This is a genomic window from Alcaligenes ammonioxydans, assembly GCF_019343455.1.
GTDB lineage: Bacteria > Pseudomonadota > Gammaproteobacteria > Burkholderiales > Burkholderiaceae_B > Alcaligenes > Alcaligenes ammonioxydans.
The window spans coordinates 3422808-3443527 of the sequence record NZ_CP049362.1 but is presented as its reverse complement, the minus strand read 5'-3'; the positions used below and the strand labels follow the sequence as shown (position 1 = coordinate 3443527).

10 protein-coding genes are annotated in these 20720 nt (G+C 53.7%); all 10 read left to right on the top strand.

Translation table 11 applies throughout. From position 1 onward, the window contains the following. The first annotated feature begins 762 nt into the window (after positions 1–762). The 10 genes from FE795_RS15700 (at position 763) to FE795_RS15655 (ending at position 20709) form a co-directional block, all read left to right on the top strand. Positions 763–8337: a type I polyketide synthase gene (locus FE795_RS15700; protein ID WP_230406221.1), complete on the top strand. Its 7575-nt coding sequence runs from the start codon at positions 763–765 to the stop codon at positions 8335–8337. Continuing rightward, positions 8330–9655 (top strand): aminotransferase class I/II-fold pyridoxal phosphate-dependent enzyme, encoded by a 1326-nt coding sequence (locus FE795_RS15695; protein ID WP_219235279.1) that lies wholly within the window; start codon positions 8330–8332, stop codon positions 9653–9655. The genes FE795_RS15700 and FE795_RS15695 overlap by 8 nt, the downstream gene beginning before the upstream one ends. Before the next feature lie 2 nt (positions 9656–9657). Next, positions 9658–10857 carry a polysaccharide biosynthesis/export family protein gene (locus FE795_RS15690; RefSeq protein ID WP_230406220.1) on the top strand — a complete coding sequence of 400 codons (1200 nt, stop codon included), beginning with the start codon at positions 9658–9660 and terminating at the stop codon, positions 10855–10857. 42 nt (positions 10858–10899) lie between these two features. After that, positions 10900–11688 carry an ABC transporter permease gene (locus FE795_RS15685; RefSeq protein ID WP_219235278.1) on the top strand — a complete coding sequence of 263 codons (789 nt, stop codon included), beginning with the start codon at positions 10900–10902 and terminating at the stop codon, positions 11686–11688. Beyond that, positions 11685–12347 carry an ABC transporter ATP-binding protein gene (locus FE795_RS15680; protein ID WP_219235276.1) on the top strand — a complete coding sequence of 221 codons (663 nt, stop codon included), beginning with the start codon at positions 11685–11687 and terminating at the stop codon, positions 12345–12347. The genes FE795_RS15685 and FE795_RS15680 overlap by 4 nt, the downstream gene beginning before the upstream one ends. Further along, positions 12344–13534, top strand: coding sequence for a chain-length determining protein (locus FE795_RS15675; RefSeq protein WP_219235274.1), 1191 nt, complete (start codon positions 12344–12346; stop codon positions 13532–13534). The genes FE795_RS15680 and FE795_RS15675 overlap by 4 nt, the downstream gene beginning before the upstream one ends. 25 nt (positions 13535–13559) lie before the next feature. Beyond that, positions 13560–16277 carry a coiled-coil domain-containing protein gene (locus tag FE795_RS15670; RefSeq protein ID WP_219235271.1) on the top strand — a complete coding sequence of 906 codons (2718 nt, stop codon included), beginning with the start codon at positions 13560–13562 and terminating at the stop codon, positions 16275–16277. 3 nt (positions 16278–16280) lie between these two features. After that, positions 16281–17402 (top strand): non-hydrolyzing UDP-N-acetylglucosamine 2-epimerase, encoded by a 1122-nt coding sequence (gene wecB, locus FE795_RS15665; protein WP_219235269.1) that lies wholly within the window; start codon positions 16281–16283, stop codon positions 17400–17402. Between the two features lie 14 nt (positions 17403–17416). After that, positions 17417–18679 (top strand): UDP-N-acetyl-D-mannosamine dehydrogenase, encoded by a 1263-nt coding sequence (gene wecC, locus FE795_RS15660; RefSeq protein WP_219235267.1) that lies wholly within the window; start codon positions 17417–17419, stop codon positions 18677–18679. 68 nt (positions 18680–18747) lie between these two features. After that, a complete protein-coding gene (locus tag FE795_RS15655; protein ID WP_219235265.1) occupies positions 18748–20709 on the top strand; it encodes a glycosyltransferase family 4 protein in 1962 nt (653 codons plus the stop codon). Positions 20710–20720: the final 11 nt, after the last annotated feature.

Below are 20720 nucleotides of genomic sequence, written 5' to 3'. Positions count from 1 at the left end.
TTGCACCCGTCACGAGGCGGTCGAGTTTGTATCAAAAATGAGTACATTGGATACGACTGGTTGGTTTTATCTGGTCTGAGCCGTTGTTCTACAGTCACACCGAGGCCGAGTCTATGAGCCACCTAATAGTTGTTCACATGACTGTATGGCGCCTCTGGTGCAGCATCGGATTGTTACAGAGCACCCCTGCTTCATTTCAATTCTTTATAGATTAGAACAACTGCGTAATGGTAACATTCGCAACTGAAAATCTTTTTGAAGTGCTGGCGGCGACCGTCTGGAACGTGGCGCTTTTTCGGTCGAAAAAGGTTTTTGCCGAATATTAAATTAAGTTTTTTATTTTGCGTAGTGTGGCTGCGAAATAAAAAGAATTTGATATTTTCCCTGGTGGCTTGACGCGACTGCCTTGGTAAATGCTTCCAAGGCTTTGTTATTTTTCAAACGCCGGTGTTTGATGGCAAGAAAATAAATAAAAATTCAATATTGTTTTGGATTGAGTTTTTATATTTGTTTTTTGCACTATTGCTTAAATAAAAATCGAAAACAGATATTTTGAAATTATATGGAATAAATATTTTTTCCATGTAATTAAAATTTGTAATTCGTAGTAACTAGCTGTAAGTTTCGCCATTGTTTACTGGTGTGCTGCGTGAGACGCGACGGAGTTAAAGGTCGTTGTCCAAAATAGCGTTTTATCAAATATGACTATTCCGTGCTCCGGGGTGACAGGGCAAGTCAGTAAAGATCGAAAGGGTAGGGTGCGTGTCTCAAAATACAGGCAAGGGTGCTCAGAAGTTTGAAGCATCCGGTACGGATATTAATAAAAGCAATGTTTCGTCTGGTGCAATCGCCATTATTGGTATGGCGTTTCGCTTTCCGGGTGACTTGTCGCAACCCGATCAGTTCTGGAATGCCCTAATTGAAAAGCGCGATCTGGTCACGCAAATTCCGGCCGATCGCTGGGCAACGGCCGAGCTGCAGCATGACAAGCGCGCCGAGCCAGGCCGCAGCATCACCTTTTCGGCAGGGGTGCTCTCGCGCATCGACGAGTTCGACGCAGATTTTTTTGGCATCTCTCCACGTGAGGCCGCGTGGCTGGACCCTCAGCAGCGCCTGTTGCTGGAGTTGTCCTGGGAAGCCATGGAAAACGCCGGCGTCCTGCCTTCGACGCTGGCCGGCAGTGACTGCGCCGTCTATGTCGGCATTTCCGGGCTGGATTACGGCATGCGGGGGCTGGACGATCTGGCCAGCCTGACCTCCCATATGATGACCGGCAATACCATGAGTATTGCGGCCAATCGTCTGTCCTATATCTACGATTTGCACGGACCGTCCATGGCGGTCGATACCGCCTGCTCGTCCTCGCTGGTCGCTTTGCATCAGGCATGCGCCAGTCTGCGCAGTGGCGAGGCTTCGACCGCGTTGGTCGGTGGCGTCAATCTGTTGTTGCATCCTTATCCTTTTGTCGGTTTTACCAAGGCCTCGATGTTGTCGGCCGATGGCCGCTGCAAGGTATTTGATGAATCAGGCAATGGCTACGTGCGCTCCGAAGGCGGTGCGGTGTTGATGCTCAAACCCTTGGAGCAGGCATTAGCTGACGGGGATCAGGTGCAGGCGGTCATTTTGGCCACGGGAGTGAATGCAGACGGTGCCCGCAAGACGGGCATCACGATTCCCAGTTGCCAAGGACAAATCGAATTGATGCGTTCCGTGCTGGAGCGCAGTGGGCTGGCTGCGGGGGACGTGGACTTTGTGGAGGCCCACGGAACTGGTACGGCCGTGGGTGACCCGATTGAAACCCGGGCGATCAGCGCGGTGTATGGCAAAGCGCGTAAAGAGCGCCTGCCCATCGGTTCGGTCAAGGCGAATCTGGGGCATATGGAGTCCGCCTCCGGCATGGCCGGGCTGGTCAAGACGGTGCTGGCCCTGCAGCATAAGGCACTGCCGCCTGCCTTGCACTTACATACGCCCAATCCCGCGATTGATTTTGACGGCCTGAATCTGGAGTTGCTTGTTCAGGGTCGTGCCTTGCAGCGTGCCGACGGCAAGCCTTTGGTCGCTGGCCTGAATTCTTTTGGCTTTGGTGGGGCGAATGCGCATGTCTTGCTGCAGGCTCCTGTGGCGCAGGCCCCTGTCGGGGCACAACAACCCGAGCTGGGTCTGCCACCATTGGTCCTGTCCGCAAAAACGGAAGCCGCACTACGTGCGCAGGCGGGCAATTACGCGGATTTGCTCGACGGCAAGACTGGCGAAGATTTTTACGACGTTAGTTACGCTGCGGCACATCGTCGCCAAACTTTGGCGCGTGGCCTGATTATTCATCCTGAAACGGTTCAGGAGGGCGTGGCGCAATTGCGAGCCTTCGCTCAAGGCCAGGACCCGCAAGGTCTGTATACGGTAGATTCTCTGGATAAAGAAGGCCAGTTGGCCTTTGTGTATGCCGGTAACGGCGCACAGTGGTTGGGGATGGGCCTGAGCCTGTTGCGCCAGTCTCCCCGCTTTGCTGCCTTATTGTCCGAGCTGGATACGATGATGCGGCCTCTGGCCGGTTTTTCCTTGCTGGAGCAACTGCAGGCTGACGCCGCGGCCTCCCGCATGGACGACACCACGGTTGCCCAGCCTTTGCTGTTTGCCATTCAGGTCATTGTGACGCGCATGCTGCGCGAGGATGGTATCCGGCCCGATGCGGTGACCGGTCACAGCGTGGGCGAAATTGCGGCCGCCTGGGCCGCCGGCGCCCTGGACCTGGACCAAGCCATACGTGTGATTTGTGCTCGTAGTCAGGCTCAAGGGCTGACCCGGGGGCAAGGTCGGATGGCCGTCATTGGCCTGTCATTGGATGCGGTAAACACTTTGCTCGATGGCCTGGGCTCAGACCTGGGGGTGAACGTGGCAGGGGTGAACAGCCCGTCCAACATTACCTTGTCGGGCAGCCTGCATGGATTGCAACGTATCCAAGCTGCGCTGGAAGGCCAAAGCGTTTTCTTTCGCCTGCTGGATCTGGATTACGCGTTTCACAGTCCTTATATGGATGGCTTGTTGCCGCACCTGCAACAGAATCTGGGCGATTTGCAGCCTGGTCAGCAGGCACCCCAGGCCCGTTTTGTGTCTACCGTGACTGGTCAGGAACTGCCGGCGCAAGAGCTGGGCGTGGACTACTGGTGGCGTAATATTCGTGAGCCGGTGCAGTTTGAGCAAGCCATTGCGTGTCTCGCCAGACAGGGGTGTCGTGTTTTCCTGGAAATTGGCCCGCATGCCATTTTGCAACGCTATATTCGTGACACCTTGAGTCAAAGCGAGGTTCAGGGTGTGGTGCTGTCCTCTCTGCGCAAGCAGGATGATGGTCCGCAGCGTCTGGCTGAAACCGCACTGCGCACATTGGCCTTGTTGCCCTCCAAGTTGAAGGGCCGCTTTCCGGTGCCCGGTAAAGCGGTGAGCCTGCCACTGTATCCATGGCAGCGCGAACGCCACTGGTACAAAGCCAGCGCAGAGGGGATGCGCTCCATGGAGCGTCGTCGTGTGCATGACTTGCTGGGCTGGCGCTTGCCCGACAGTGACATCAGCTGGGAAAACGTACTTGATCCGGTGATCTTGCCTTGGCTGGCCGACCACAAAGTGGGCGGGGCGATGGTGTTCCCCGGTGCCGCGTACCTGGAAATGGCGTTGGCCGCCGCCCGTGAATGGCTGGGAGAGACACTGATTCTGGTCGATGAACTGGATATTCTGGCTCCCCTGGTCTTTGACGGAGAACATGCCCGCAGCCTGCGTTTTGTATTGAGCCCGCGCGATGGCAGCTTCCATATCAAGAGCCGCCAACGCCTGAGCCAGGATGAGTGGGTTGTGCATGCCAGCGGTCGTATTCTGGCCTCGGATGAGCGCATGCCCTTGGCTCAGCTATCCCCTCTGGATTCGGCTGAACTGCAGATTGACCAGGCACGCCACTATCGTCTGGCGCATTCCCTGGGTCTGGATTACGGCCCGGCTTTCCAGGGCCTGAAAGCCTCCCGGGTTCAAGGCGCTTACCTGAATGCAGAGCTGGCCCTGCCTGTCAGCCTGGAGCAGGGCGGCTATTTGCTGCACCCGGCCTTGATGGACGTGTGCTACCAGTCCTTAGTGGATTTCTTTGCACGGGATATCGAGGCTGGTCAAGGCGTGGCCCTGTTACCCGTGAAGGTAGGACGATTTACGCTGTCCACCGACGGGCAGGTGACGCATTTCCGTGCTCACCTACGCCGTAGCAGCGCCCGCTCCGTACTGGCGGATTTTGAACTCTATGGTGCCGATGGCCGTTTGTTGGCCAGCGCCCAGGCCTGCCGCTTCCGTGCTGCCTATTTCTTGCGGCAGGATCGTCAGGCCGTCTCTACCTGGCAGATCACTCCTTACCTGCGTCCTCATCCGCGTGATGAGCGAGCCGCCGTTACGCTCTCGCCCGACCAGCTGGTCCAAGGTGGTTGGGCCGCGCTGGCGGATCAGCAGCAGGTGCGTCAGGACTGGTTTCAGCAAACCCTGCCCTTGCTCGATGCCTTGAGCCTGTCTTTTGTGTATGAAGCCTTCCTGCAGACCCAGGCCGCTGAGCGAAGCGACGAGGTCGTGAACAGTCCCTATGGCCGCTGGATGACAGCGCTGCTGCGTGCAGAGGGTCTGCTGCAAGAAGCTCAGGACGGGTGTGTGGTGGAGCAGGCTGACATGCCTGCAGCCCAGGACTTGTGGCGCAGCATTTTGCAGGATTCGCCGGACAGTCTGCCCTTGCTTGCTCAGATCGGGTTAGTGGGCCGTGAACTCCCCGCTTTGCTGCGTGGAGAGATTGCAGGTGAGGCCCTGTTGGCGTCCCTGCGTCGATCCCCGGTGCTGGAAGTGCTGTATGACGATGACCCCATGTATCGTGGGGTACGTCTGGCGTTGCAGAACCAGTTGCATGCGCTGGCGATGAACCTGCCTGTGTCCCAGCGACTGCGTGTGCTGGAAGTCGCGGTGGGGCCCAGCGATTTGCCCAGAACCCTGGCGGCGTGTCTGCCTGAAGATCGATTTGAATATGTGCTGGCTTTACCGGACGCTGATTTGCAGGCGCGTCAGGCCACCCAGCATCATGATCTGGCCAATGTGCAGGTTATCGGTTTTGACCTGCAGGAGTGGCAGCTGGAGCGCAGCGACACCACGCCGTTTGATGTGGTGATCTTGCGTCACAGTTTGCATCGCACCGTGCAGGTGTCCTCGGCGTTGGTGCGTAGCCAGCAATGGCTCTGTGCGGGTGGTGTGTTATTGCTGGCGGAATGTCATCCCGATTGGCATGCGGATTTCCTGTCCGGCCTGGACCCGAGCTGGTGGCATGTCAGCAGCGATACGCCATCTTCCTCCTTGCTATCACCAGCGGGTTGGCGCAAGGCCTTGGATGAGGCCGGTTTTGAGCAGGCGCTGATCGCCCCGGAGCCAGCCGCTCAGGACTTTAACGAAGGCGCTTATCTGCTTGTGGCCAGTGCAGCGGGCACCCAGGCCCAACAGGACCAGGAGACCGTGGCCGCTGGCAATTGGCTGCTCATATTTGATAGGCATTCCCAGCGTCAGGCCCAGTCTTTACAGGCGCGCCTGCAAGCCACAGGGCAAAGCGTCAGCGCTCAGGCATGGCCGCTGGAGGATGCTGCGCTGATGGGGGAAGGCGCCCTCAACGTGGTGTCTATGCTGGGATGGGGCGATACGCTTGACGCCGTGAGCCAGAACAGCGCCACGCTATTGAACTTGACCCAGCGCCTGTCCGCCCGTGCTGGCGCCAGCCGCTTGTTCCTGGTGACACAAGGCGGAGCCTTGCCTGCAACGGCACAAAAGCTGGATTGGGTGGTGAACCCCGCCCAGTCGGCCCTGTGGGGCTTTGCCCGCGTCGTCATGAACGAGCTGCCAGCCTTGTCCTCTACATTGATTGATCTGGCCGGTGATGTGAGTGCCGGCGATGTTGCGGCGCGTCTGGAGCGAGAGTTGTTGTGGCCGGATAGGGCCACAGAAATTGTCTTGTCGCAAGACGCGCGTCATACCTTGGTCTTGGTAGAGTCCACTCAGAAAACGACGGCACCGTTGAGCCAGAATACCCGCTTCAAGCTGGACTTCCAGGTGCCAGGACAATTGCGCAACCTGGAGTGGCAGGCGGTGCAAGAGCCCGAACTGGCTGCGGACCAGGTTGAAGTCCGGACCATGGCTGCCGGCCTGAACTTTCGCGATGTGATGTACCTGATGGGGCTGTTGCCAGACGAAGCCGTAGAAAACGGTTTTGCCGGTGCCAGCCTGGGCCTGGAGTTTTCGGGGGTCGTCACTCGTCTGGGCGCCGGTGTCACGCACTTGACCGTGGGCCAGCCAGTGATGGGCTTTGGGTCCTCCTGCTTTGCCAGCCATGTCGTGACGCGAGCTGACGCAATCGCCCCCATGCCCGAAGGCTGGAGTTTTGAGGCGGCGGCCACCGTTCCTACCGTGTTCTTCACGGTGTATTACGCGCTGACGCATCTGGCTCATATTCAGCCTGGTGAAAAAGTGCTGATTCACGGCGCTGCAGGTGGGGTGGGGATTGCGGCTATTCAGTTGGCCCGACACCTGGGGGCAGAAATTTATGCCACGGCCGGCACGGACGAAAAACGGGTATTTGCCGCCCTGCTGGGCGCCGACCATGTATTTGATTCGCGCAGCCTGAGCTTTGCACAGGATGTGATGGATGCCACCGGTGGGACAGGGGTGGATGTGGTGCTGAACTCGCTGGCCGGTGAAGCCATGCGTCGCAGCCTCGATGTGCTGAGCCCATTTGGCCGTTTCCTGGAGCTGGGCAAACGTGATTTCTTCGAGAACACACCGATTGGCCTGCGTCCCTTCAAGAGCAATATCAGTTATTTCGGTATTGATGCCGACCAATTGTTGACGGGGCGTCCCGCTTTGGCAGGACGCCTGTTCAAAGAAGTCATGGACCTGTTTCATGATGGCGCACTGTTCCCGCTGCCGTATCGCCGTTTCGGTGCCGATCATGTGGTCGACGCATTCCGCGCCATGCAGCAGGCCCGTCATATTGGGAAGCTGGTGGTCGGCTTAAAGGATGCGCAACCCACGTTGCCAGTTGAGCCAGTGGCCGCTTCCGTGGACTTGTCCGCACAGGGAACCTGGCTGATTACGGGCGGCTTGTCGGGCTTTGGTCTGGCATCGGCTCAGTGGCTGGTTAAGCGTGGCCTGCGCTCGGTGGTGCTGGCCGGACGCCGTGGTGCGGATACGCCCGGAGCGCCTGAATTGCAAGAGCAACTGCGCGCACAAGGCTGTCATGTACACATCGTGGCCTGTGATGTCACCGATTACGCTGCCGTACAGGCCGTGGTGGCACACATTCAGGCGGGCGATCGCCCGCTGACCGGAGTGTTGCATGCTGCTGCCGTGTTTGATGATCGCCTGATCGCCAATATGGATCAGGACAGTCTGGACAAGGTGCTGCAAACCAAGTTGGTCGGTGCCTGGAATCTGCACCAGGCCACTCGGGATCTGGCCCTGTCGCATTTCGTGCTGTATTCCTCGGTGACAACGGCTATCGGTAATCCGGGGCAGGCGAACTACGTGGCGGCCAACGCGGGCCTGGAAGGGCTGACGCGCTTGCGTCAGCGTCTGGGTCTGGCCGCCTCGTGCATTGCTTGGGGGCCGATTGGTGATGCCGGTTATTTGACTCGCAATGAAACCGTCAAAGACAGCTTGAGCAAACGATTGGGCAAGGCACCCTTGCCGTCCGAGCAGGCACTGGATCAGCTGGATCGTGTGCTGGCCTGCAATGGCGATGTGTCCATCGTCGCCAACTTCGACTGGAGTGCCCTGTCCCGCTTGCTGGCCTGCGCGCAGAGCGAACGCTTTGCCATTCTGAACCGTGCCCTCAAGGATCATGAGGCGGGCAGTGAAGGCCAGGATATTCAGGCGCTGATGCAGGGCAAGACGCCCGAGCAGATCCACGCCCTGGTGGCCGAGTGGGTGGCGCAGGAAGTGGCCAGCATCTTGCGCACGGAAGTGGACCGCATCGAAACACAGCGTTCCTTGCATGACCTGGGCATGGACTCCCTGATGGCCGTGGAGCTGGCCTTGGGTCTGGAGCAACGGTTTGGTGTGCAGTTGCCCGCCATGGTGCTGAACGACTCGCCGACCGTTTGGAACGTGGCCACCCGCATTGTGGACAAGCTGATCGCCGTGGACGGGGATGTAGCCGAACAGGAAACAGGGCATTTGGTCGCCGGTGTCGTACGTCAGCATGGAGACGAGATGTCCGAGGCGGATTTGCAAGGTCTGGCGCAGGACGTACAGCGCTTGGCAGAAAAAGGAACATCACTGATCAATGAGTAAGAACGATCTGGCGCCAGGCAGCAAAGCACAATTGATACAGCGCATTTTGGGACGTAAGACGGGGCAGGCGGCCAGTGATGGCCGTATGGCCGATCGCACGGTGGCCAGCGCCATTCCGGATGCCTTTACCCGCTTTGACCGGCACCCTGGCTACGAGAAAATGCTGGTGCCCAAGGCCATGGCGGATCGCATGGGGGTGCGTAATCCCTTTTTTCGCAGCCATGACGGCGCGGCCGCGGCACGTACCCGTATCAACGGGCGCGATTATCTGAACTTTGCCAATTACAACTATCTGGGTCTGTCCGCACACCCGGAAGTGAATGCGGCGGCCAAAGCCGCCATGGACCAGTACGGCACCTCTGCCTCGGCCAGCCGTTTGGTGGCGGGCGAGCGTCGTGTGCAGCGTGAACTGGAAGAAGAACTGGCCCGTAACTACGAGGTGGAGGACTGCGTTGTATTTGTCAGCGGACACGCCACCAACGTCAGCACCATTGGTTACTTGTTTGGCCCCAAGGATCTGGTCATCCACGATAGCCTGATTCACAACAGTATTTTGCAAGGCATCCAGCTATCGGGTGCCGCTCGCCGTTCCTTTCCCCATAACGACAGCGCTGCGCTGGAGCGCATTCTGGCCGAGATTCGGGGGCAGTTCGAACGCGTGCTGATTGTGATCGAAGGCTTGTACAGCATGGATGGCGACATCCCCGACCTGCCTGCATTTACTGACATAAAACGGCGCTATAAAGCGTTCTTGATGGTCGATGAGGCTCACGCATTGGGCGTGCTGGGCAAAACCGGTCGTGGTTCGCACGAGCACTTTGATGTGGCCGGCGGTGACGTGGACATCTGGATGGGGACCTTGAGCAAGACCTTGGCAAGTTGCGGCGGTTATATCGCAGGTGACCGTGCGCTGGTGGAATTGCTCAAATATGCCGCCTCCGGCTTTGTGTACAGCGTGGGTATTTCTCCTGTGCTGGCGGCTGCCTCGCTCCAAGCCTTGCAGATCATGCGCCGGGAACCCGAGCGTGTGCATGCCCTGCAAGAGCGTGGTAAGCAGTTTCTGAATTTGATGCGTTCGATGGGAATCAATACCGGCTTTGCCCAAGGCTATGCCGTCATTCCCGCGATCACAGGCAGTTCTCTTAAAGCAGTCAAACTGTCCGGTCAGTTGTTTGATGCCGGCATGAATGTGCAACCCATTATTCATCCGGCGGTGGAAGAAAAAGCGGCACGGCTGCGCTTTTTCCTGTCCTCCACGCATAGCCGCGATGACATAGATCTGGCGTGTGAGACCGTTCACACGCTCATGAAGAAATAAGCATGGCTCAATTACTACACACAGCAGTTAGCAAGATGGCAGCACTGGGACGTCCCTTCATGGCCAGCGCCTTGGTTTCGGTACTGGCCGGATGCGCCACGATGCCCGACTGGATGCCCGCCGACGGCCCCAGCCGCCAGCAGGTACAGGAACGTCGCGAAGGTCGGATTGAGGGCATCACCCTGGTCAATGTCACCGACTCCTTGACCAAGAAGCTGGCCGCAAAAAAACGCATGGGCGACTTTGCGGCGCAATTCCCCAGCAGCGGTTCAAACCACTATCTGATCGGCCCCGGCGACGTTCTGGAAGTGTCCGTTTGGGAGGCGCCGCCTGCCATGTTGTTTGGCAGTATTTCCCTGGACCCCAAGGCGACCGCAGCAACGACCAACGCCGTTGCCTTTCCTGAGCAGATGGTGACGCCCGATGGCATGATCAGCATGCCGTTTGCGGGCCGCATTCCGGTTCAGGGCCGCAACACCCAACAGATTGAAGAGAGCATTACCAAGCGTTTGCAAGGCAAGGCCAACAACCCTCAAGTACTGGTGCGGGTGATTCAGAACAATACTTCCAACGTGACCGTGGTTGGCGAGGTCAATCAAAGCATTCTGATGCCCTTGACGCCCAAAGGCGAACGTTTGCTGGACGCGCTGGCGGCAGGCGGTGGGGTCAAGCAGGCGGTCAACCGCATTGCCATTCAGCTCTCGCGTGAGCAAAACACAGCGACGATGGCGCTGGATACCATCATCCGCAATCCGAACCAGAACATCATGCTCAAACCGGGCGATGTGATCACGGCGCTCTACCAGAACCAGAGCTTCTCTATTCTGGGCGCAACCGGCAAGAACGAAGAAATACCCTTTGAAGCACAGGGCATTTCTCTGGTGCAGGCGCTGGCCCGTTCCGGCGGTCTGGACACCTCGCGGGCTGACGCTCGCGGTGTGTTTGTTTTCCGCTTTGAGGACGCCGCGCTGGTGGAGGGGGCGACCGAGTCGACCTTGCTGGACAAGAAAGGCGTGGTACCCGTGGTGTACGAAATTGATCTGCGCGATCCCGCCTCGTTTTTTGTCACCCAGAACTTCCCGGTTCAGGACAAGGACGTGATCTACGTATCCAACTCGCCAGCAGCAGAGTTCCAGAAATTCTTGCGCCTGGTGGTGTCGGTGGCGGTGCCTAGCACGACCTTGAACAACATGATGAAGTGATGCGCACGATGACGCAAACCAACGTCTCTAACAGGGGTGGATATGAATAATCAGGTGCGCAGTCCCATGGCCGTCACCTGGGCGGTGTGGCGGGCGCTGCTGTTGCGCGAATCCTTGGATCGACTGTTTGATATGCGGGCTGCCTGGTTCTGGTTGTTGATGGAACCGGTGCTGCATATCAGTTTCATCACCTTCATCTTTACGGTGATTCGCCTGCGTACCGTGGGCGGTATTGATGTCACCGTCTGGATTGTGGTGGGGATGCTGGCGTTTTTTATGTTTCGCCGTACGGCGATGCAGGTGATGTATGCGGCAGATAGCAACAGGCCCTTGTTCGCGTATCGGCAAGTTCACCCGTTTGATACGGCTATTGCACGTGGATCATTAGAAGCATTTTTGATGGTCCTGGTCGCGGCTGTCATTCTGACGGGGGTGGCCTTGCTGGGGCATGACGTTCGACCTGATGACCCTTTGCGGGTTTTTATCGCCATGTTTGGTTTATGGCTGTTTGGCGTGGGCTACGGACTGGTCGCTTCGGTCTTGATGGCCTTGGTTCGTGAAACCGAGCATATTCTGAAGATTCTGATGATGCCCTTGTATCTGCTTTCGGGTGTCATCATGCCAGTTTCTGCTGTGCCTCAGCCCTATCGGGATTGGTTGCTTCTTAATCCTTTAGTGCATGGCCTGGAGTTTGTGCGGCATGGCTTTTCAAGTTACTACCATATGGTGCCTGGGGTAAGCATGGCGTATCTGTATGCGTGGGGTATCACCAGTTTGTTTTTGGGCTTGCTGCTGTACCGACGTTTCTCCCAGCAGTTGGTGATGAAATGATCATCGTCAATGACGTTTACAAACGCTACAAAACGGCCCACGGTGTCGGCAAATGGGTCCTGGAAGGTGTGAATCTAACTATTCCACCCAAGGTCAATGTGGGGCTCATTGGGTCTAATGGAGCGGGTAAATCAACCCTGCTTCGGCTCATTGGGGGGGTAGACCACCCGAACAAAGGCTCTGTAGAGCGGTTGTGTCGTGTGTCCTGGCCGATGGGCAATGGCGGCTTGGAAGGTACGTTGACCGGGCGCCAGAACGCCAAGTTCGTATGCCGTGTTCATGGTCATCAAGATGATCTGGCAGACCGCCTGGCGTTTATCAAAGACTTCTCGGAACTGGGACAGGCATTTGAGGAGCCAGTCTATACCTACTCGTCGGGCATGCGCTCAAGGCTGCAATTTGCCTTGTCTTTCGCCTTCAATTTTGATGTGTACATTTCCGACGAAGTTACCGCCGCAGGCGATGCGGCATTTCGCAAGAAAGCCGCAGATGCTTTTAAAACCATGACCAACCGCGCCGGCCTGATTATGGTCGCGCACGACAACAATACGTTAAGACAGTTTTGCCAGGCTGGTGTCTGGCTGCATAAGGGAAAAGCGCACTGGTTCGACCAGATCGATGATGCGCTTAACGCCTACAAGGATTCACTTCCAAAATGACAGATACACCCCACGTTCCGCTGCAGTCTCCTGGTGCTTCTTCCGACAAGGAGGCGCTTAAGAAACCTTCGCTTATAGCGCGTGTGCGCGCCTGGTTTTCGTTGCGGCTTTTCGATCATGCGGTACGCCTGATTTTGATCCTGGCTGTTCTGACGACGGCTTATTGGCTGTTCTTTGCCTCGGACCGCTACGTTTCCGAAGCGAACGTCATCATACGTAAGACGGACTCGGTTGGCTCACCTTCTTTTGACCTGGGCATGCTGGTATCGGGGGTTGCATCTGCGGACCGGGCTAATCAGCTGCTGCTGCGCGACTATCTGCTTTCCGTGGATATGTTGAAGAAGCTGGATGAGTCGCTGGATTTACGGACTCACTACAGTTCGTCGGAGCACGACGTGATTTCCCGCATGTGGTTCCAGGATGCGTCGATGGAATGGTTCCATCGCCATTATTTATCACGAGTGAAGGTCGAGTTCGACGAGTTTTCGGGCGTGCTGCGCATTCAGGTCCAGGCCTATGAGCCTGCGATGGCACAGGCCATCACCGAGCTGTTGGTCCAGGAAGGCGAACGTTATATGAACGAGCTGGGCCATGAGATGGCCCAGGTACAAGTCAATTTTCTGGTCACGCAGGTTGATCAGGCTCAGGAACGGTTTCAGAAAGCCAGCCAGGAGCTGCTGAACTACCAAAACAAGGCTGGCTTGTTGTCGCCCCAGGCGACCGCGGAAAGTATCAACGCCATTATCGCGACGTTAGAAGGGCAGCGCGCGCAGTTGCAGACCCAGTTGGCCTCCTTACCCAAAAGTCTGGATCGCGACCATCCCAACATCCAGATGCTCAAGCAGTCTTTAAAGGCTGTAGATGCGCAAATCAAAGCGGAGAAACTCAAATTGGCGACGCCATCGGGTGGCACCTTGAATAAGTACGTAGAAGAGTTCTACCGCTTGGAGATGAATGTGCAGTTCACGCAAGAGCTCTACAAGTCGTCTTTGACTGCTTTGGAGAAAGGCAGGATTGACGCCACTCGCATGTTGGAGAAAGTGTCTGTGCTGCAGTCCGCCACCTTGCCTGAGTATCCGATGGAACCACGCCGTCTGTACAACACCTTGGTGACCTTGCTGTTGGCGCTGATCCTGGCCGGGATTTTGAAGCTGCTCAAGAGCATTGTCCTGGACCATGTGGATTAATAAGAAAGATAGGAAGCCCATCTAAATGTCTATTTCACCTGTTGTGCCTTCTGAATTAGGTCATGAGAAACCGGTATCCACGCATGTGCAATGTTTGGAAGAGGAGAACCGGCTGTTGTTTGATCAACTGCAAGTTGTGCAGGAAGAGTTAGGGCGTTTGTATGATCACCCCCAAGCAGCTGGGCGTGATTTGAAGCCGACAGTCATTAATGTGGCACCTGTGGATGTGCGGCTTATCGAAATTCAGGCGGAAAGTGTTCGCTTGGAGTGCCTGCTTAAGGTGCAAACCCAGCTACATGACTTAAAGACTCAATATGCTTTAGCTAAACAGCTTGGCGACATTTTGATTGAGGGTGTGCAGTCTACAGGCTCGTTGATCTCGGTGCCGGGGCGTTTGCGTCAGGCTTGGCGTCAAAGTCGTCGCACCCAGCCTCCTGCTGCACTGGGTGGGAAATCTTTCGACAAAGTTATTCAGGCGTATCAGCAAGGGGGGGACTCTCAAGTCGAATCCTTGCTGGATCAGGCTTCAGTTTCAAAAAGTGTGCAAGCCAGTGCGTGGACAGCTGTAGCCCGGACTTATATGACGGTTGAACCAACCTTGGTTGCGACGATGGCGCGCCGGGCCTTTGCGTTGGAGCCACGTGGGTTTCGTCAAAAATGGTTGGCGTTCCGATTGCATGAGTCTGGTGATTTGCTTGAGGCAGAAGCACTCTTGGCGCTCTTACCCGAGGATGTGTCTTTTACTGACTCTGAGGCGCGTCAGCGTGATCGTTTGCTGAAGCAGGCGAAAGAGTTTCGTTTGGATCAAGTCCGCTCTGTATCTGAGGTTGAGGCGCAGCATGCGGCGGTGCAGCGTCAGTGGGCGGAGTTGGCTGAATCACGCAACGCGATGGTCAGTAGGCTTAAACAGCAAGGAATACAGCTGTCTAGCGTGCGCGATGAGGTGCAGCGTCTGAATCAAGAAAAACAAGAGCAACTTGTAGTAGTTGAAGCATTGCGAGCACAGATCCAGCAGTTACAGCAGGATCATCAGAAAACCCTTCAAGAGCGAGGCCAGCAAGAAGATCAGCAGCGACAGTTCATGCGTCAGGAGCAGGGCAATACGCAGGCTGCACTCAAACAAGTAGCGGATTTGAAGCGTGAGCTGGAGCAAGAAGAACAGTTGCAGTTACAGACGCAACGTGAGTGCGTGGGTTTGCAAGCTGATCTGAAACGGATCAGGCAAGCTCTGGAGGACAAAGAGGCACAAGCAGGGCAATGGTTTGAACAATGTGTCACTGTGCAAGGTGGCTTGGCGGATATGGCCCAGCAATGTGAGCAGCTTAAGGGCGAGCTGCAGATGCACCACCGCGAGAAAGAGGAAGCCTTGTCGCAGCTTCAAATTTTGCGTATCGCTCATGATGAGTCACTTGCAATTGCAGAGCAACGTTTGGAGGAGGTTGAGTCCCTGCTGGTGCAGTTAGAGGAATCAGTTGCAGAGTGTGAGGAATTTCGGGTGCAACTGCGAGACACTCAGGAAGAAAAGGACTCTTTGCTTTTGCAAGTGCAGGAGTTAAGGCAGGCCCGTGATGGATTGGTTGTGCTTGCTGCCCAGCGCTTGGATGAAGTGCACGCGTTGCAATCTCAAGTTCAGGCAATAACGCAGGAACGAGATGAGGCAAGGCAGCAAATCAATGTGGAGCGAACAGACCATAAGTCTTTGCAGGCTCAATTGAGTCAAGCTTTTCAAGTTCGTGATGAGTACATAGCTTTGGCTGCACAGCGTCAGGGAGAGTTGTTGCAGCAAGCTAAAGAGCAACTGAGCTTGGAAAAGAGTAAAGCCGCACTGGAGGCACGCCAACTGGAGTTACAGCAATCATTGTCGGCGCAGACTGCGCGTGAAACAGATCTGCTAGAGCGTTTGAGTGCCCAAGTGCAGTCCTTGGCCGCTCGTGAAGCGGCAGTTCCAGGGATACAAGAGGAATTGTTTAAAAAGCAATCCGAAGAGCTGCTCCGTATTCGTCGCCATCTTGAAATAGCAGTGAAGAAGAATAGTGCTAATGCTGTACGTCAGCTCCAGTCCTTTGTTGGGATGCAAGAGTATTTTGTCACTGGAGTGCTACCTGCATTTAACAGTGAGGCCCACAGTTGGCCAATCTCTGCAGACTTTGCATTATGTTTGATGCGGCAATTGGTGCTTAAACCCTACGACCTGGTCATTGAGTTTGGGTCAGGCGTGTCCACCGTTATTGTGGCTAAGACATTAGCGTTGATGGCGGAACGTGGTGATACCCGACAGACCCAGTTCGTGTCTTTTGAGCATTTGGATTCGTATTACGAGCAAACCTTAGCTCATCTCCAACAAGCAGGGTTGGAGCAGGCAGTACAGCTGACACTGGCACCACTTAAGGACTGGCAGTCTGCGGACGGCCAAGTTTATCCGTATTACAGCTGCCAAAGCACCTTGGCCAAACTGGCCAGACAAAAGCAAGTTCCTCGAAAGCGCATTTTAGTTATTGTGGACGGTCCTCCGGCGGCTACGGGCCCTCAAGCCCGATACCCCGCAGGGCCTTTGTTGATGGAGCATTTCCCTAATGCCCAGATTGATTTTTTGATGGATGACTATATCCGTGAGGATGAAAAGCAAATCGCTCAGCATTGGTTGGCAGATATAGAAGCCCGAGGACTTGCAGGTACATCCACTGAATACAAACTTGAAAAAGACGCCTGTTTATTAACTGTTCACCCTAAAAACTCAAAGTAAGTTATGAAAATTTTGACTGTATTTGGCACACGACCGGAGGCCATCAAAATGGCACCAGTCGTTAAGGCATTGGCTGCTGACTCTGCATTTGAAGCGCGCGTGTGTGTCACGGGTCAGCACCGCCAGATGCTGGATCAGGTTTTGGATATTTTTTCTATCAAACCTGATTTTGACTTGAACCTGATGAAGCCAGGTCAGGACCTGTATGACATCACCAGCAATGTGTTGTTGGGTATGCGTGATGTGTACAAGCAATGGCAACCAGACATGATTTTGGTGCATGGTGATACGACCACCACGATGGCTGCAGCCTTGTCAGCTTATTACGCCAAGATCAAGGTCGGTCACGTAGAGGCTGGCCTGCGTACTCACAACAAGTACTCGCCTTGGCCAGAGGAAATGAACCGTCGCCAAGCGGGTGTGCTGGCTGATGTGCACTTTGCTCCAACCGAGCAATCGCAGTCTCATTTATTGCATGAAGGTGTGGATCCCAAGACGGTGCATATTACGGGCAACACTGTCATTGATGCGCTGCTGGATGTAGCCGCACGCGTACGCCAGGACTCTGAGCTGCGTAGCCGTTTTGAGTCGCAATTCTCTTTTATCAATCCAGCTAAACGCTTGGTTCTGGTGACGGGGCATCGTCGCGAGAACTTTGGCTCTGGTTTTGAAAACATCTGCCTGGCCTTGCGCCAGATTGCCTCCCGTGGCGATGTGCAGGTGGTGTATCCCGTGCACTTGAATCCAAATGTTCAGGAACCAGTACGTCGTATCTTATCCGACGTTTCCGATGTTCATTTGATCGAACCACTGGATTATTTGCCCTTTGTTTACCTAATGGATCGTTGCGACCTTTTGGTCACCGACTCCGGCGGCATTCAGGAAGAAGCGCCTTCTTTGGGCAAACCGGTATTGGTGATGCGAGACACAACCGAGCGCCCGGAAGCCGTGGATGCTGGAACGGTGCGTTTGGTGGGAACAGAAACACACGCCATTGTCAGCGCAGCCACGCAGTTGCTGGATGACGCTGCGGAATATGAGCGTATGGCGCGAGCGCACAACCCCTATGGGGACGGTAAAGCCGCCACCCGTATTAGCGAAATTCTAAAAACCTTGATCTCTTGATTCGGAAAACCAGCATGTTTGAAACTCTCTCCATGATCGGCCTGGGCTATATTGGCCTGCCTACTGCCACATTATTTGCTTCCCGCCGTAAAAATGTCATTGGCGTTGATGTAAACGCTTACGCGGTCGACACAATTAATCAAGGCCGGATTCATATTGTTGAACCTGAACTGGATATGCTGGTGCAGGCTGCTGTGCACGGTGGCTATTTGCGCGCTACGCTGACGCCAGAACCCGCTGACGCGTTTTTGATTGCCGTCCCCACCCCCTTCCTGGAAGGCAACAAACCTGACCTGAGCTATATCGCCGACGCCGCCAAAGCCATTGCACCCGTGTTGGCCAAAGGCAATCTGGTCATTCTGGAGTCCACTTCCCCTGTGGGCACGACTGAGCAGTTAGCCCAGTGGCTGGCCGAGGCCCGCCCTGATTTGAGTTTCCCTCAGCAAGCAGGCGAGGAAGCTGACATTCAGGTTGCCTACTGCCCAGAGCGTGTTTTGCCAGGTCGTGTCGTTCATGAATTGGTGAGTAACGACCGCGTCATTGGTGGCATGACCCAAAAAGCGACCGAGATGGCGATTGAGCTGTACCGGATCTTTGTGGAAGGTGCTTTGGTGCCAACCAATGCCCGTACCGCTGAAATGTGCAAACTGACCGAGAACAGCTTCCGCGATGTCAATATCGCATTTGCCAACGAGCTGTCCCTGATTTGTGATCGCTTGAATATTAATGTGTGGGAACTGATTAGCCTGGCTAACCGTCACCCACGCGTTAATATTTTGCAGCCTGGTGCCGGGGTGGGTGGTCATTGCATCGCTGTGGACCCTTGGTTCATCGTGGACAAAACACCAGAAGAGGCTCGCATTGTTCGCTTGGCTCGCGAGATCAACGATTACAAACCTGAGTGGGTTGTAGAGAAAGTCAAAGCCGCTATTGCCGGAGTGCTGTCGCTGCGTCCTGATGCACGCATGGCAGACATCAAAGTGGCATGCTTGGGACTGGCCTTTAAACCCGATATTGATGACTTGCGCGAGAGTCCGGCTTTAAAGATTACAAAGAAAATTAGTGAGATCGGATGCCAAGTACAGGCTGTTGAGCCGAATGTGAATGTTTTGCCTTCTAGCTTAAAAGCTGAAAACATCAAGTTGGCTTCATTGCAAGAAGCTTTGGTAGAAGCAGATGTTATATGTGTATTAGTGAAGCATAAATCCTTTGTTGAGAACATTGATATGATCCTAGGTAAGGAAAATATGATTGATGTTGTCGGTTTGGTTGTTTGATTCTCATCTAATATAAAAGGTTTTTTTGTTCGGTTGCTGAAAAGTGACCGAACAATAAAGAGTTGTATATGAACAATTCAAGTAAGCTTGTTTCAGATGCATATAATAAATATAAAAATGGAGATTTCCAAGGGGCTTTAGAGCTTTATCAAGAAGCGTCTAATTTTTTAGGTGAAGAGTTTTTTAAAGTTAATATCTATTTTTGCAAGAAAAAATTGCAAGAAGTTCCGAGTTATCATAAAGAAGAATCTGATCCTTCTATTGCAGAATTTGTGGAGACATTAGCTGTTTTGAATGGTGGGTGGGTAGCTGAGAGGGCAAAGAGATACAATAAGGGTGAGAGTGCTGATGAGCAGCTATTATTTGGTTTTTGGACTGCTGCCTCAAGTGGGTACTTGGCTGCATTAAGCTTTTTTAAGACGAATATAGCCAATAAAGATAATGTTAAAGAGCTGTTGTCTTTGGACTTAGTGGATTCTCAAAAATGGCTTAAGGAAAATAATAAAAGCGAATATATTTTCAGTGTTTTAAAATGCGCGTATTCAATCCATGGAAATGAAAAAGTTCTAAGGTCATTATTTTGGGCTGCTTTAAAGGTGGGGCAGTATGAGATAGCGAAGAATGCGATCAATCTTATTTCAAAAATCGGAAAAAAAAGATTGAGCACTGCTGAGTGGATCGAAAAGGCAAGAGAGAAGATAAGAGAAAGCTCTGGTGCGTATGATTTAATAAAAAATAAATTATCAAAAACAAAAAATAAATCTTATACCCCTATTTCAAAGAAAATAGCTTATTTTCTGCATAATAGCCTTCCTTACTCATCGGGAGGCTATGCTACTCGAGGTCATGGTTTGGCTGTGGCATTGACTGAACTAGGCTATAACGTTGTTTGTGCATCTCGACCTGGTTACCCATTTGATATACCAGGAGATCATGAGGGGAAGATACTGCCATCAGAGGATGTCATTGACGGATTACGGTATCTAAGAATTTTTGATCCATCGCGCAAGGGTTTGAGTGCGGTGGATTATATGTTATCGGCTTCTGAAAAAATTGTTGATTTTCTGAAAGAGCACAGAATTGAGGTAGTAGTTGCTGCGTCTAATCATTTGAATGCAATTCCGGCTGCAATTGCAGCTAAACAAGTAGGCATACCTTTTATATATGAGGTTCGAGGCTTTTGGGAGATTACACGACTTTCTAGAGAGCCGGATTTTAAAAATACTAGATTATATGTGACCCAAATTGAAAATGAGAAATTAGCAGCTACGTATGCAGATGAGGTGTTTACGTTGACTTCGCCAATGCGAGATGAGCTAATCAGAAGAGGGGTGAGTCAGAATAAAATTACAATACTGCCTAATTCTTGCGATCCAAAAAAATTCTCTCCTAGAGTTCGAGACAAAGACTTAGCGACTAAGTTGGGTATCCCAGGTGATGTGCCTGTTATCGGCTATATAGGAAGCTTTGTCCAGTATGAAGGGCTTGATAATTTAGCGCAGGCATGTGCTTTGCTAGTGAAAGAAAATATTGACTTTAGGTTATTGTTAGTAGGAAATGAAAATGCATCTGGGTCAGAGCGTGGGCCGATCACAGCAGAAATCTTGAGAGTTGCCGCAGAGGAAGGGTTAACGGAAAAGCTGATTATGCCTGGACGTATTCCTCATGAACAAGTTGAGGCATATTATTCATTAATTGATATAGCTCCATTTCCAAGGAAACCGCAACCAGTTACAGAAATGGTATCTCCAATGAAGCCTTTGGAGGCTTTGGCGATGCAGAAAGCGATTTTAGTTTCTTCTGTTCAAGCTTTGAGGGAGATGGTCATTGAGAATGAAACAGGCTTGGTTTTCGAGAAGGGAAGTATTAAAGACTTAGCGGAAAAGCTAAAAACTTTAATTCATAATAATGAACTTCGACAAAAATTAGGCATGAATGGTAGAGCATGGGTTGAGAATCAGAGGACTTGGATTAAAACCGCTGAAGTTGCTCAGAATGTCTTGGCTAGATATCATGGCTTTGATTCTTAGTGTGTTTTTAA